Source organism: Paenibacillus sp. PsM32, from assembly GCF_030433815.1.
GTDB lineage: Bacteria > Bacillota > Bacilli > Paenibacillales > Paenibacillaceae > Saccharibacillus > Saccharibacillus kyungheensis.
The window spans coordinates 151,173-165,372 of sequence record NZ_JARUWY010000011.1 but is presented as its reverse complement, the minus strand read 5'-3'; the positions used below and the strand labels follow the sequence as shown (position 1 = coordinate 165,372).

Annotated in this window: 16 protein-coding genes; 9 read left to right on the top strand and 7 right to left on the bottom strand. The window is 39.0% G+C overall.

Features of this window, described 5'->3' with window-relative positions; all coding sequences use genetic code 11:
* Positions 1 to 189 precede the first annotated feature (189 nt).
* Positions 190 to 1,131, bottom strand: coding sequence for an aldo/keto reductase family protein (locus tag QCD85_RS19185; RefSeq protein ID WP_273616370.1), 942 nt, complete (start codon positions 1,129 to 1,131; stop codon positions 190 to 192).
* Positions 1,132 to 1,383: 252 nt separating this feature from the next.
* On the opposite strand from QCD85_RS19185, the gene QCD85_RS19180 reads away from it, so the two are divergent.
* Positions 1,384 to 2,532: an AI-2E family transporter gene (locus QCD85_RS19180; protein ID WP_301263592.1), complete on the top strand. Its 1,149-nt coding sequence runs from the start codon at positions 1,384 to 1,386 to the stop codon at positions 2,530 to 2,532.
* Between the two features lie 82 nt (positions 2,533 to 2,614).
* Here QCD85_RS19180 and QCD85_RS19175 read toward each other — a convergent pair whose 3' ends face one another.
* Entirely contained in the window at positions 2,615 to 3,202 is a 588-nt protein-coding gene (locus tag QCD85_RS19175; protein WP_301263591.1) for an NAD(P)H-dependent oxidoreductase, read from the bottom strand.
* Positions 3,203 to 3,266: 64 nt separating this feature from the next.
* Positions 3,267 to 3,692, bottom strand: coding sequence for a MarR family winged helix-turn-helix transcriptional regulator (locus QCD85_RS19170; protein ID WP_273613858.1), 426 nt, complete (start codon positions 3,690 to 3,692; stop codon positions 3,267 to 3,269).
* Between the two features lie 152 nt (positions 3,693 to 3,844).
* On the opposite strand from QCD85_RS19170, the gene QCD85_RS19165 reads away from it, so the two are divergent.
* Complete coding sequence (locus QCD85_RS19165) at positions 3,845 to 4,162, top strand: YtxH domain-containing protein (protein ID WP_273613859.1); 318 nt, start codon at positions 3,845 to 3,847, stop codon at positions 4,160 to 4,162.
* 90 nt (positions 4,163 to 4,252) lie between these two features.
* On the opposite strand, the gene QCD85_RS19160 is transcribed toward QCD85_RS19165, so the two are convergent.
* The 3 genes from QCD85_RS19160 to QCD85_RS19150 all read right to left on the bottom strand — a co-directional run bounded on the left by QCD85_RS19160 (position 4,253) and on the right by QCD85_RS19150 (position 6,928).
* Positions 4,253 to 5,149 (bottom strand): arginase family protein, encoded by an 897-nt coding sequence (locus tag QCD85_RS19160; RefSeq protein WP_301263590.1) that lies wholly within the window; start codon positions 5,147 to 5,149, stop codon positions 4,253 to 4,255.
* A gap of 152 nt (positions 5,150 to 5,301) precedes the next feature.
* On the bottom strand, positions 5,302 to 6,129 hold the full coding sequence (locus QCD85_RS19155; protein ID WP_301263589.1) for an SDR family oxidoreductase: 828 nt from the start codon (positions 6,127 to 6,129) through the stop codon (positions 5,302 to 5,304).
* A 49-nt stretch (positions 6,130 to 6,178) separates the two neighbouring features.
* Positions 6,179 to 6,928 (bottom strand): SDR family NAD(P)-dependent oxidoreductase, encoded by a 750-nt coding sequence (locus QCD85_RS19150; RefSeq protein WP_301263588.1) that lies wholly within the window; start codon positions 6,926 to 6,928, stop codon positions 6,179 to 6,181.
* A 99-nt stretch (positions 6,929 to 7,027) separates the two neighbouring features.
* Here QCD85_RS19150 and QCD85_RS19145 point away from each other — a divergent pair, with 99 nt between their 5' ends.
* On the top strand, positions 7,028 to 7,468 hold the full coding sequence (locus tag QCD85_RS19145) for a MarR family winged helix-turn-helix transcriptional regulator (RefSeq protein WP_301263587.1): 441 nt from the start codon (positions 7,028 to 7,030) through the stop codon (positions 7,466 to 7,468).
* A gap of 139 nt (positions 7,469 to 7,607) precedes the next feature.
* Positions 7,608 to 8,288 (top strand): ArsR/SmtB family transcription factor, encoded by a 681-nt coding sequence (locus QCD85_RS19140; RefSeq protein WP_301263586.1) that lies wholly within the window; start codon positions 7,608 to 7,610, stop codon positions 8,286 to 8,288.
* 96 nt (positions 8,289 to 8,384) lie between these two features.
* Here QCD85_RS19140 and QCD85_RS19135 read toward each other — a convergent pair whose 3' ends face one another.
* Positions 8,385 to 9,263 (bottom strand): DMT family transporter, encoded by an 879-nt coding sequence (locus QCD85_RS19135; protein WP_301263585.1) that lies wholly within the window; start codon positions 9,261 to 9,263, stop codon positions 8,385 to 8,387.
* Positions 9,264 to 9,484: 221 nt separating this feature from the next.
* Between QCD85_RS19135 and QCD85_RS19130 the strand changes: the two genes are divergently transcribed.
* The 5 genes from QCD85_RS19130 to QCD85_RS19110 all read left to right on the top strand — a co-directional run bounded on the left by QCD85_RS19130 (position 9,485) and on the right by QCD85_RS19110 (position 14,170).
* Positions 9,485 to 10,414: a phosphate ABC transporter substrate-binding protein gene (locus tag QCD85_RS19130; protein ID WP_274171681.1), complete on the top strand. Its 930-nt coding sequence runs from the start codon at positions 9,485 to 9,487 to the stop codon at positions 10,412 to 10,414.
* Positions 10,415 to 10,561: 147 nt separating this feature from the next.
* A complete protein-coding gene (pstC, locus tag QCD85_RS19125; RefSeq protein ID WP_373461997.1) occupies positions 10,562 to 11,488 on the top strand; it encodes a phosphate ABC transporter permease subunit PstC in 927 nt (308 codons plus the stop codon).
* Positions 11,485 to 12,414, top strand: coding sequence for a phosphate ABC transporter permease PstA (gene pstA, locus QCD85_RS19120; protein ID WP_273613868.1), 930 nt, complete (start codon positions 11,485 to 11,487; stop codon positions 12,412 to 12,414). Before pstC ends, pstA begins: the two co-directional genes overlap by 4 nt.
* 43 nt (positions 12,415 to 12,457) lie before the next feature.
* Entirely contained in the window at positions 12,458 to 13,213 is a 756-nt protein-coding gene (gene pstB / locus QCD85_RS19115; protein WP_069327717.1) for a phosphate ABC transporter ATP-binding protein PstB, read from the top strand.
* Between the two features lie 144 nt (positions 13,214 to 13,357).
* A complete protein-coding gene (locus QCD85_RS19110) occupies positions 13,358 to 14,170 on the top strand; it encodes a TraX family protein (protein WP_301263584.1) in 813 nt (270 codons plus the stop codon).
* Positions 14,171 to 14,200 lie beyond the last annotated feature (30 nt).

Sequence of the window (14,200 nt, the reverse complement as noted above, 5' to 3'; positions counted from 1 at the left end):
TTACTTGTTACTTGTTACTTGTTACTTGTTACTTGTTACTTGTTACTTGTTACTTCTATTATCGGTAGGAATAGCTTTATTTTTTGATGTTAAGATATTTGAAATTAGGATATTACAGCTTATATATCATTAAACTAAAAAGCCTTCCATAACGCTGGAAGGCTGAGGTGATAGGGGATTATTTTGATTTTAGACTGTTAATACTTTTTCGATAGCTTCGATCACGTCGGATGTGAGTTGAATGCCGGATGCGCTTGCGTTTTGTTTGACTTGTTCAGGACGGCTGGCTCCGACTAGGGCGCTGGATACATTTTTTTGACGAAGAATCCATGCTAATGCTAGATGTGTCAACGAAATACCTGCTTCATCAGCGATGTTTTGTAATTGTCCGATTTGAGAAAGTTTTTCATCACTGAAGCGATCGTCGTCCCATTTCAGCTTCGCAGCGCGACTATCAGCCGGGATATCGGTTTTGGATGTGTATTTACCTGTTAATAGCCCTTGAGCAAGTGGTGAATAGACCACTTGTCCGATACCGTATTTTTCACCAAGTGGAATCACTTCTTCTTCAATATAACGGTTGAACATATTGTAGACCGGTTGATTAACGACAATCCGATCCAGCAAGTAACGATCAGCTACACCAACAGCAGCTTGCATCTGAGCAGCTGTCCATTGACTGACGCCTACATATAATACTTTGCCCTGACGCACCAGATCATCCAGTGCACGTAATGTTTCTTCGATTGGTGTCTCTGGTGAAAAGCGGTGGCAATAATAAAGATCAATATAATCATGTCCAAGACGCTTCAGACTAGCATGACATTGTTCAGTGATATGTTTGCGTGATAGCCCTTTATCGTTCGGCCCGTCTCCCATATCGCCAAATACTTTAGTCGCCAGCACATACGATTCACGGGGATAGTCTTTCAGTGTAGCACCGACTACTTTTTCCGCTTCTCCACGTTCATAGACATTAGCTGTATCAAAAAAGTTGATTCCCAAATCATAAGCTTCGCGAATCGATTGAACCGCATTTTCCTTTTCCACATATCCTCCGTAAGTTAGCCAACTGCCCAGACTAATTTCACTTACTTTCAGCCCACTACCACCTAATCTGCGATAATTCATTGTCATTATAGATACGCCTCCTTGGATATGTAGCTATTTAATAACGCTTACAAATGATTCCTTTTTTATTTTACCTCTCTACAAAGATTAAGCAAGCATCTTGAGGTTTATATAGTAACATAGACCCAAAGAAGAACTTTCACTACACTTCTATTGATGCATCCAACTCACTACTTTGTACGTATGAGTAAATAGGGAATATACCACATTTCTACATAATGACTATTTAAGATTTTGGAGGAGGATTTTTTTATGCTACAAAGACGTTTTTTTCGTATAGGTGCAGGGATTGCGCTTATACTCCTGATTGTCTACTTAGGGACATTGGTTGATTTTATTTTCACACCGATCGCTTCCTTAATTAGCCTCACGATTGTTCCACTTTTAATTACAGCTTTTCTCTACTATCCGCTACGTCCTGTTGTGAATTATATGGAAAAGAAGAAGTTGAAACGTTCTTATTCTATTTTACTGATGTACTTGATTGTCATTATTATTCTGGCGATTTTCTCTATTATCGGTTGGCCTACATTACGTGATCAGGTGACAAGCTTTATCGAAAATGCACCTAGATTTACACAAAGTATTATTACGCAGATTCAGCTATTACAACAGAACCCAACCATTCAACAATATATTCCTGCTGAAAACAATCAAGAAATGATTGCCAAATTAACTGAGTATTTAAATACAATCTTTGATTGGTTATCGGTTCATATTTCAAGTATGTTCTCCTTTATCTCGAACTTTGTACTGGTTGTTGCTACTGTGCCTATCATGTTGTACTACTTGCTAAAAGATGACAAACGTTTATCTCCTCAATTGCTCAAACTTTTCCCTGCTGGACACAAAGAAGATGGAAAAGCGATGCTAGATGAGATGGATGATTCATTAAGTAGCTTTATTGCAGGTCGAGTACTGGTTAACTTAGCACTATGCGTACTGCTTTATATTGGATTCTTGATTATCGATTTACCTTATTCGTTATTGCTTGTCTTTTTAGCTTTCTTCCTCAACTTTATTCCTTATATCGGAGCTATTTTATCAGCGGTTCCGGTAGCGATTGTAGGCTTAATTGAATCACCTGCAATGGGAATCTGGGCGATCGTGATCGTAATTATTGCACAAATGATCCAAAACAACTTGCTAGAACCTATTATTTTCGGAAAACAATTGGATATTCATCCATTTACAATCGTCGTCCTGCTACTGGTCGGTGGTGATATGGGCGGTATTCTCGGCATGTTACTTGTGATTCCATTGTATATGGTAGTGAAGATCGGAATTGTGCATATCTACGGTATGTATTTGAAAGATAAAATGAATCATAATTTTGATGATCATCAGAACAAACCCAACAATCCGAATAATCCTAATAACGATTCTATTTTCAAATTATAATAAAAGAATACAACTCAAAAACGAGCTCCCGATTCGAGGGATGCTCGTTTTTTTGTATTTCTACTATAATAAAGAGATTATTTTATGCGTTAAAAGCAGTAGTTACCGTTTCTTCAACTTGACGTAATACATTTTCAAGTTGAGCTTCATCTGCGTAAGGAGCACCACCAAAGATCAAATGCCCTACACTTTCAATACCTACAAATCCGAAAATACCAGTGGTAGATGTGATTTTTAGACCATCTGTCATACCAACTTGATCGTAAATCTCGTTAGTCTGACCATGTGTATTAATAATTAATCCTTTTTTACCTGTAAGCAATTGAGCAACCCCTGTTTCTCCATATCCATAAGCAAATCCGTAAGCAAACACGCGATCTACATATCCTTTCAAAATAGCAGGCAGACCTGTCCACCAAATTGGATAAACAAACGTTATCGCTTCAGCGGCTGTAATGTATTCTTGCTCGGCTTTGATATCTGCTGGTGTATTGCCAGCTTTCATTGCCTCTGTATCTGCTTCTGTAAGTACAGGTTGAAAATTCAAGGCATAGAGGTCACGAACAACAACTTCATGTCCTTGAGATTCTAAAGTCTGTACCATTCTTTTCAAAATAGCTTGATTGGTTCCTTCTTGATGCGGATGAGCAAATACGATTAGATGTTTCATGAATAACATTCTCCTCATTTAGATAGATATCTATATATTTTTATAAAAAAAGGCTCTCACTCACTCAAAGCCCGGAATACACACGTTCTAACAAATACTCAAATTGCTCTTGTTCTTGTTCATTCAGATGACCATAAACTTTTTGATTCACAGCTTCAGACACTTGATTAAAGATCGGCTCTAACTCCCAACCTTTATCGGTCAAATGAATCATTGTGATCCGCTGATCGACTTCGTCTTTGCTCCGCTTAACATAACCAAGCTTCTCTAATTTGTTGACTAATACTGTAACCGTTGGTTGGGTACGATGTACTTTTTGTGCTAACGTATTAACAGATAATCCACATTTTTCACTATACAAAAAGCAAAGAATGTCTCCATGAGAAGGAACAACTTCTGTAACATTGTTCTTTTCTAACTCTGTGATAATCAGTTTATTAACGTCATCACGTATCTTCGAGATAATGGAACACGCGTTGTAATTTAGCATATTTTTATAATACATAGATATCTATATATTTGCAAGTATTATATTTTTCTATTTTAGTAAAATGAATTATTATGAAGAAGGAGTGTAATATCCGTCAGACTGGGTAATAATACAGTAAATACTAAATTGCTAAGATGAGGGGTCGACTACAAATGGATAACGAATCTACAAAATCAATTATTACAGGTGCAATCGCTGGAGCATTAATTGGTGCAGGAGCAGCACTTTTGTTCTCTACTCCACAAGGTGACAAAATCCGTACTCGTGTAGCAGAATTGACTGATCTTGTTGTTGAGAACGCTCCAATGTTGAACGAACGTGGACATGTTCTTGCTGAAAAAGGTCAAGAAGTTGTAGGTATGGTCAAAGAATCCCTTGATGGTGTGAAAGATTTGAAAGACGAGGCACAATCCGCTACTAAAGAAGTTAAAGGTGAAATTCAAGGATTTAAAGACTCACATAATAATTAATTGTACTTTATACATTTCTTCAAAAGTAAAAGCTTTGCTGATATTCTGGCAAAGCTTTTACTTTTTTTAGTTTACTATCTACTATTTTGATCAAGAAAAAATATCTACAAGTTGTTCAATAAAAGATGTAGCGTATATTCCATCACGATCCAGATGAGGATCAAATACAGTAATTTCAAGCCCAACAACTTGAGGATGAGATACCAATGGTCGCAATAGCTGAATAAGTTCTACATAATCTAACCCGTCCGTTTGTCTGCTATCTACCGCAGGCATAATCAGATCATTTAACACATCTACATCGAAATGAATAAAAAATCCTTCTAATTGTTGATGCTCCACCATATCTAGAAATTGCTTCACAATATGTTCTATACCTGTCTTACGTAATGTAGGTAGATCTATATAACGAATAGCAGAATTCAATATAGGTTGAACATAAGAAGCATCAAATTCTCGATTACCTACACAAAATACATGTTCCTCAAGAACATAAGGTTTAAGATCATTTAGATTTGTTATGCGATCATCTCCTAACCCCGTTACAATAGCTAAATCAAGACCTGCAACTGCTCCACCTGTATGAGAAGATGAAGTAGGTAAATAATCGGTATGTCCATCCAAAAAGAACAGTCCGTAAGTACCTTTCTGCTTTAGAGCCATCATATTGCCAACCAAAATACTGCAATCTCCACCGATCATTAATTTAAAGGTCTTTTCTTCAAGTGCTGTTGCTAATAGTTCTGCTTGTTGTAACGCATAATGAGCAACAGCTTCTATATTAAGGATGCCTGATACTGCATCTTTCTTTATCTCATAAGGCGGAGCTAGTAACGTGTATCTATTTTGTATCGGTAGTTGATCATACAACCCATATGTTTTGAAATGTTCTGGCAATACATAAACACCTGGTTGTTCATCTTCTTCTTTCTTAGTTAGACCCAAATTCGTAGGAAATTCAAAAACATCTATCGGATAAATAGGCATATGTTCTGCTCCTTCTGCTCATCATGAGTATAAATTGAATATTATAGATCATTTATAAATGATTATGAGTCGATTTCTCTATTTTAACAAATAAAACCCCTTCTAATTATACAGAAGGGGAGTGAATGATATATGTTAAGTATTAGCCGTCATTAACGAAAATAATGCCCTTGTTCTAAATCCTCAAGTAAGGAAGGATGTACAGGTTGCCAGCCCAACTTTTGTTGAGTGGATTGACTGGATCGTGGAATATCTAAGGCTGCCAATGCTCCTAGAAAACCAAAGTGATCTTGTGCTTGATCCTGTGGGATGCTAACAACAGGTACATTCAGATGCTTACCGATTACGGTAGCGATATCACGAAATGCGATACCTTCGTCTGCGACCCCATCTAATCTTGAACCTGGTTCTGCTTTTTCTAAAGCAAGGCAATATAAATGAGCAGCATCTAAATGATGAACAGCAGGCCAGCGATTCATCCCTTCTTCTATATACGCTGCTACACCTTTTTCTTTAGCGATTGCAATTAATTTCGGGATAAAGCCGGTATCTCCTTCTCCATGTACAGACGGACAAAGTTCTATAATCGATGTACGCACTCCGCGCTGAGCTAACGATAATGCGACTTGCTCTGAAGCGACTCCGTTAAAATGAGCTGTCGTTATAAAAGGCTTATCCGAACCTTCCAGTACCGCTCCTATACTCTCCATCACCTGCAAATCAGTCGCAAGCGCCCCTTCAAAATCTGAAAAATCGTGTTTGAATGCTAAATGAATAACACCGTCTGCTTGAGCAACACCTTGCTGAAGACTAGTAACGTTATCTATATCACCTCGATAAGCTTCTGCTCCTAGCTTTTGCAACCATTCAGCACTGTGATCTGAGCGAGCCAACCCTACTACGGTGTGACCGGAATCTATAAGTTCACGAACGACAGCAGAACCGATATAACCTGTTGCTCCTGTTACAAATACACGCATAATAAAAGCCCACCTTATCATAGAAATGAATTTTAAAAAAAGTAGCTTATTACCAGGCTACCGTACCGTTCTCATCTGAAAATGTACCTGTTGGACCATCCGAACCAATCATAGCAAGGCGAACTGCTTCCCGAGCCCCTTCTTCTACACTACGTGTACCAGCAAAATTATTCAGAGCTGTCGAGGTAAATCCAGGACAAGCAATATTGACTTTGATCGGAGTGGATTCTAACGCAAATGCAAACGCAAGTGTAATCGCATGAAGTGCAGATTTGGAAGAAGAATATGTTCCGAACATAGCACGATGAGGATTATCGGGATTAGAATTCCAAGTTAATGATCCGCCAGAGCTTCCTATATTCACAATACGCCCTGCCGGAGATTGGTGTAGCAGTGGTAACATCGCTTGCGTAAGAGCAATCACACCGAATACATTCGTTTCAAAAACAACACGTATATCTTCCATAGGAGCTACAGTTAATAGACCGGATTGCACACTTTCTGGAAAATCCCCATCGGATCTGCCTGCATGTGAAATACCTGCATTATTGATCAGTACATCCAGACGACCATATTCTTGCTCAATATGTTGTGCTGCGGCTGTAATAGAATGTTGATCCGTTACATCCAGTTGTAGAGCATGAGCGCCTTCACCTATATCATTTACAGCTAGCTTGCCGTTTTCTAAATGTCGTGATCCTACAAGTACAGTAAATCCTTTGGCGACAAGATCTTTTGCAATCTGTAGACCTATGCCCTTATTCGCTCCACTAACCAAAGCAACCTGTTTGTTATCCATAATGATCTCCTTTGGAATAATAAATGTATTTTTCAGGTTGACGCGTCAACCTAGATACAATCTAACACGTTGAAGTTGACGTGTCAACCATGCTATTATATGTTTATGGATAATCATGAGATCAATCAAGAAGAAATGAAAATATGGCATATGTGGAAAGGTACATTCCACACGATTTTTGGTCGTATTGTCAAAGAAATGTCGGATCATACGGGATTATCAGAAAGCGATTTTGGCATATTGGATCGGTTGGTTCTTTTTGGAGAAGGAAAACTTCGTCAGCAGGAATTGGCAGACTATATGAATTGGGATAAAAGCCGACTTTCTCATCATCTCAAACGTATGGAAAAGCGTGGATTGGTGATGCGTACTCCTTTAGATACCGATCGCGGTGTTCAGGTAGGGATTACATCGGAAGGTCAATCAGCTTTAGATAATGCTCGCCCTATTATTTCTCAAGCGATGCGCAAACATTTTTTTGCACAATTGACTGAACAAGATATCGAATTAATTACACGATTAGCAGAAAGAACCAAATAACACTTGATGTAGTTCAAAAAAGTGTAGATCAAAAAAAGCGCAAGCCAAAGCACATTCAACCAGCCGCTTTTGCTTGCTCTTTTGATGTTATGATTGATTTCGATGAGCGCTAAATAGAGCACACAGAAAGGACTATATGATGAGTATTAATCCCAATATTGCTGAACTCGCTTCTTTGTTAGCCGAGCCTTCACGAGCTACTATTTTGACCAGTCTAATGGATGGACGTTTTCATACTGCTAGTGAACTGGCATTGATGACAGGCATTACACCGCAGACTGCTAGTTTTCATTTGTCCAAATTAATCGAAGGTCAACTCATCACGTTTGAGAAGCACGGTCGACATCGTTATTATCAGTTAGCTAATACAGATATCGCTTCTATGTTAGAGTCATTTCTAACGATCTCTGCTCCGCCCAAAGTACGGTCGTTACAACAATCGACTCAAGTTCAATTATTGCGTGAAGCACGTACATGTTACGATCATTTAGCTGGCAAATTAGGTGTAGATCTAACCGATTCGATGCTAGCTAACCAGTACATCACTACAGGCGATACTGAATTTGTAATCACTGCTAAAGGGGAGACCTTTTTTACTCATTTCGGGATCGACTTACCTGTCCTCAAGCGTAAACGCCGTTCTTTTTCCCATGCTTGTCTGGATTGGAGTGAACGTCGACATCATTTAGGTGGCGCATTAGGACAAGGGCTAATGAATCATTTGTTTGATATCGGCTGGATTGTACGAGTCCCTTCGATTCGAGCGGTTAAAGTGACTGAACTCGGAACAACCGGTTTGCACACTGTATTCGATCTTTGATCATATAGCTGTACGTTTTTCCTTTCCAGATGTTTATTCTTGATCTTCATGTATAGGAAATATTCACAACGTACAGTAATATGTCTGGATCGATTCTTAGGTGTTGATAGATTCCTTTTTAGACTGAAATTGACGATTGACCAGATAAATTCCTACTATAATACATAATCCTCCTACAATACTGGAAAGGTATAACGTTTCTCCAAGCAGTAACCAACCTGACAATACTCCGAAAAAAGGCGCTAAAAATAAAAATGAGCTCGTTTTCCCCGGATCACCATGTTGCAACACATAGTACCAGACAGCAAATTGAATAATAGAAGAAAAAATACTTAACCATAGCAAAATCAATATCGATTCATGGTTCCAGATAAAAAATGGCTGTTCTAAAGTCAGACTAAGTAATAATAAAATGATCCCTCCGCATAACATCTGATACGCAGACAATACCCATGTATCAAATAGCACACCCCATTTTTTCACTAACAAAGTAGCTGTCGCCCAGAATATCGCTGAACATAATCCCCATACGATACCTATTTTCCATTCTACCTGTGCGCCTACGGTGATAGAGACACCGATCACTCCCAATAACACACCAACCCACTGATACCATTTATAGCGTATCCCTGAAAAAATCGTCCCCAACACTACAACCAGTAATGGATTGGTAAATGTCAAAATCGAAGATTCGCTTGCTGTAATCGTACGTAGACTGATAAAAATACAGCCCATTACACCTGCTGTCTGTAAAGCACCGATCACCCCTATTTTCGCCCAATTCCGTTTTCCAGTTGGACGTGGTCTCCGTAAAACAATTACCACTATTAACATTACGACTCCTGCCACTATAAAACGTAAAGCTGCCAAATATAATGGCGAAGCATACGTTAGCCCTATTTTACCTACTGCAAAAGAAGAGCCCATCAAAAAAGTCGTTAACACAATCAACACGATAAACGTCCACTTCTTCATCTCAAATCTCCCTATTTTGTTCTTTTCGCTTTGCTGTTCTGATTATAATTGCAAAATAGTTCAATACTGATCGAAGTATGGAATACAATATTTCGTATAATTTTAATACAGAGTTTACAAAACTCGGACTTACACCTAACATTGCCCCCCTACAATAAGTGAGTAGTCAAAAATAAAACATAAACGTATGGTCCTTTAATTAGGGGGAGGAGATTTAAACGATGTCTAGAAAACTGCCAATTTTATTATTTACACTGACGATGATTCTTGTGCTTGCTGCTTGTGGGTCTAACACAGGTACTACAGGGTCAGGGTCAACAACTGGTACTACAGGAGAAGCTTCCACAGGTACAGAACTTAGCGGGTCCGTGCTTGCTGTAGGATCGACTGCATTACAACCATTGGTTGATCAAGTCGCTCAGAAATTCATGGCAGATTCAAAATATGCTAACATCTCCGTTCAAGTACAAGGCGGCGGTAGTGGTACAGGATTGACTCAAGTATCTGAAGGTCAAGCAAACATTGGTAACTCTGATGTATTTGCAGAAGAAAAATTAGATGCTGATAAAGCAAAAGAATTGGTTGATCATCAAGTAGCGGTTGTTGCGATTGCAACAGTAGCGAACGAAGCAGCTGGTGTTACAAACTTAACAAAACAACAATTAATCGATATTTTCACTGGTAAAGTGAAAAACTGGAAAGATGTTGGCGGTAAAGATCAAGCAATCGTTATCGTTAACCGTCCAAGCAGCTCAGGTACTCGTGCAACTTATGAGAAATTTGCTCTAGGACAAAAAGTAGAAGATTTGGCAGGTTCTATCCAAGAAGATTCTTCAGGAACAGTTAAGAAATTGGTAACTGAAACTCCAGGTGCTATTGGTTACTTGGCTCTTTCTTACCTTGATGATAGCCTTAAAGCGATTCAATACGATGGTGTTGATGCTAACGTAGAGAACGTTGAAAGTGGTAAATACCCTGTCTGGGCTTATGAGCACATGTATACAAAAGGCGAGCCTGATGCAGCAACAAAAGCTTTGCTTGATTACATGTTGACTGACGAAGTACAGAATGGTGATGTAAAAGATCTTGGGTATATCTCGATCTCTGGTATGCAAGTAAAACGTGATGTTGATGGTAAGATCACGAAGTAATGAATAACCATACTGTGAAAAGAGGAAACTCACGTTTCCAAGGCAATAGCTGGAAGAGGCGGACTATCCGCCTCTCTTTTCACGTTTACTATAGCTCGAAAATTTCTAATCATTACCATTTAAGTTGAAGAAAAGAGGTTTTAACGTATGGAGCAATCCAACACAACTCCAAGAGAAGCACGGAGGCGCGCCTGGCCTATGGAAAAGCATCGCGTAGAAGACTGGATCGGTAAAATTTACACGTCTATCTGTGTCGTATTTCTGATTGCTGTTATTATATCGATTGTTTATTTTGTAACATCTAAAGGTGTGGCTACCTTTGCGGTCAATGGCGTAAGTCTAAAAGAATTTTTCTTAGGCACGAATTGGAATCCTCAAGCAGATACGCCTTCTTTTGGAGCATTACCGTTTATTACAGGTTCATTTATGGTTACTGTGCTTGCAGCATTAATCGCTAGCCCGCTGAGTATCTCGGCAGCTTTATTTATGACAGAGATTGTACCTAGCTTTGGTAAACGTATCCTTCAACCAGCGATTGAATTGCTATCAGGTATTCCTTCGGTGGTGTACGGATTTATCGGTTTGAGTGTAATTGTACCGTTTCTACGTGAACATGTAGGCGGACAAGGAATTGGGATCGGCGCAGGAGCACTGGTATTGTCTATTATGATTTTGCCAACGATTACGAGTGTTGCTGCGGACGCTCTCGCTTCTCTTCCACGCGGATTACGTGAAGCTTCGTATGCGCTAGGTGCTACACGCTGGCAAACGATTTATCGTGTAGTGTTGCCAACAGTAATGCCTGCATTATTAACAGGTATCGTACTAGGTATGGCTCGTGCTTTTGGTGAAGCATTGGCTGTACAGATGGTTATTGGTAACTCACCACATATCCCTACATCCTTACTGGAATCTGCTTCGACTCTGACCAGCGTAATCACACTGGGTATGGGTAACACAGCGATGGGATCTATTCAGAATAATGCGTTGTGGAGTATGGCGCTTGTCTTGATGTTGATGACATTTGTCTTCGTCTTGATTATTCGTCTACTTGAAAGGAGAAACCGGTTATGAGCACAGTAAAAGTCAATCACAAAGCAAGAAAACGCGCGAAAGCCACTGATAAAGTGGCGACTGTGCTCATCGTTACTTTTGCAATGGCGATTGTAGCGATTCTAATTGGTTTACTTGGATTTATTTTATTTCGTGGACTTGGACATATCAGTTGGAGCTTTTTAACAACGGTTCCACAGACGATGCGAGCTGGCGGAGGAATTGGGCCTCAGTTGTTTAACTCCTTATTCTTATTATTCTTAACGATGTTGATTACTGTTCCACTTGGTCTTGGAGCAGGTATCTATATGTCTGAATATGCCAAACCGGGTAAGTTAACTAACTTTATTCGTTTGGTCGTAGAAGTATTATCTTCTTTCCCTTCTATCGTTATCGGTTTGTTCGGTTTGTTGTTAATCGTAAATACATTTAATCTTGGATTCTCTTTACTATCCGGTGCACTTGCCTTGACGATCTTTAACTTACCGTTAATGGTACGGATTACCGAGCAAGCTTTTGCAGGTGTTCCCAAAGAGCAAAAAGAAGCAGGTCTTGCACTCGGTCTATCCAAGTGGAAAATCATCACTTCGATTATGCTACCGGTTGCTATTCCTTCTTTAATTACAGGTACCATTTTGGCATCTGGTCGTGTATTTGGTGAAGCGGCAGCTCTATTATTTACAGCAGGTATGAGTACACCACCACTTGATTTCTCGAACTGGAATCCACTGAGTCCGCGTTCGCCAATCAATCCTCTTCGTCCGGCTGAGACATTAGCGGTCTATATTTGGAAAGTAAACAGTGAAGGTATTGCTCCAGATGCTACGCAGATTGCAGCAGGCGCTTCAGCTGTACTTGTAATTATGGTGTTAATCTTCAATCTATTAGCTCGTTTCTTAGGACGTACTCTTTATCGTTATATGACCGCTTCAAGACGAATGAATTAATAGTTGATCTGCTTTTGGAGTGAATTTAAGGAGGAATTTCTCAATGGCATTACCTTTTAGTACAGAAGATTTGAGCATCTATTATGGTGAGTATCAAGCCGTTAAAAATATAAGTATGTCTTTCCCGGCACAAAGTGTTACCGCACTGATCGGTCCTTCCGGTTGTGGTAAATCTACATTTCTTCGTTCTTTGAATCGGATGAATGATGAGATCGCGGGTTCTCGCACAACAGGCCATATCTGGATGGATGGCATTGATCTGACTGCCTCTTCTACAGATGTAATTAAGCTTCGTCAACGGATCGGTATGGTATGGCAACGTCCTAACCCATTTTTCAAATCGATCTATGAAAATATTGCGTTTGGCCCTCGTTATTATGGAACCAAAAATCGCAAACAACTGGATGAAATTGTAGAGTCTAGCTTACGTAAAGCCGCACTCTGGGACGAAGTCAAAGATCGATTAAAAGAATCGGCTTTGTCTTTGTCCGGTGGACAGCAACAACGTCTATGTATAGCGCGTGCGTTATCAGTAACACCACAGATTTTGCTACTAGATGAACCCGCTTCTGCACTTGATCCGGTGTCTACAGGTAAAGTCGAAGAATTGATCAGTGAACTGAAAGATGAACTACGCATCGTTATTGTTACCCACAACATGCAACAAGCAGCACGGGTATCGAATTATACAGCATACTTCTATTTGGGTAAATTGATGGAACATGGTGAAACCGATACAATTTTCACCAATCCAACTCAACAATCAACTCAAGATTATATTATGGGACGCTTCGGATGAAGCGTCTTTTTTTATGTCTATGGATATTAATACATACGAACAGAACCTTAAATGGCATGTAAGGAAAGTTTAAGGTAAATCGATAGTTACATCATACGCCTGTCCTTTATGCTTGAGCTATCTATTAAAGGACGGTGACTGATATTGTCTACACTAACACTTCATAAAGGAATTACACTCAATCATTTTCAACTTAAGTTACTAGGGATACTGTTGATGGTTTTTGATCATGTGCATCAATTTTTTTATATCGATGGAATACCGATGTGGTTTACATGGTTGGGTCGCATTGTTGCGCCTATCTTTTTATTTTTAAGTGCAGAAGGATTTCATTATACACGTAATCGATTCAAGTATTTATTACATTTGTATATTGGTTTTGTAGGGATGAATATTGTGAGCCAAATATTACAAACTACGTTTCCTTCAGATAATGTGATCATGAATAATATTTTTGGGACGTTATTTCTAGCTGTGCTTTATATGCTGTTTATTGATTATTTGGTGCAAAGTATTCGTCAACATCACTGGTGGCGGATGTTAGGGGCTATCGGTCTGATGATCGTTCCTGTTGTATTAAGCTTTGTCATGATAAGCCTGTTATCGCAAGAACATATTCCATCATGGAGCTTGTATATCATGTATGTATTACCTACACCTATATTGGTTGAAGGTGGTTACTTATTTATTTTGCTCGGTATTATGTTCTATCTATTGCGCAAATATCGTCTGGGGCAACTGATTGGTTTGATCTTATTTTCGCTAATGATTGGTGTATTATCCGGTTCTTCTCTACTTGATTTGGATACTAATTTTCAGTGGTTGATGATTCTGGCTGTTATTCCTATCTGGTTATATAACGGGGAAAAAGGACGTAGTCTGAAATATTTCTTTTATCTATTCTATCCTGCTCATATTTATTTTCTTTATCTACTCGCTTATTGGATACAACAGTAACAAAAGTCGATACAAAAAACAGATATCGTT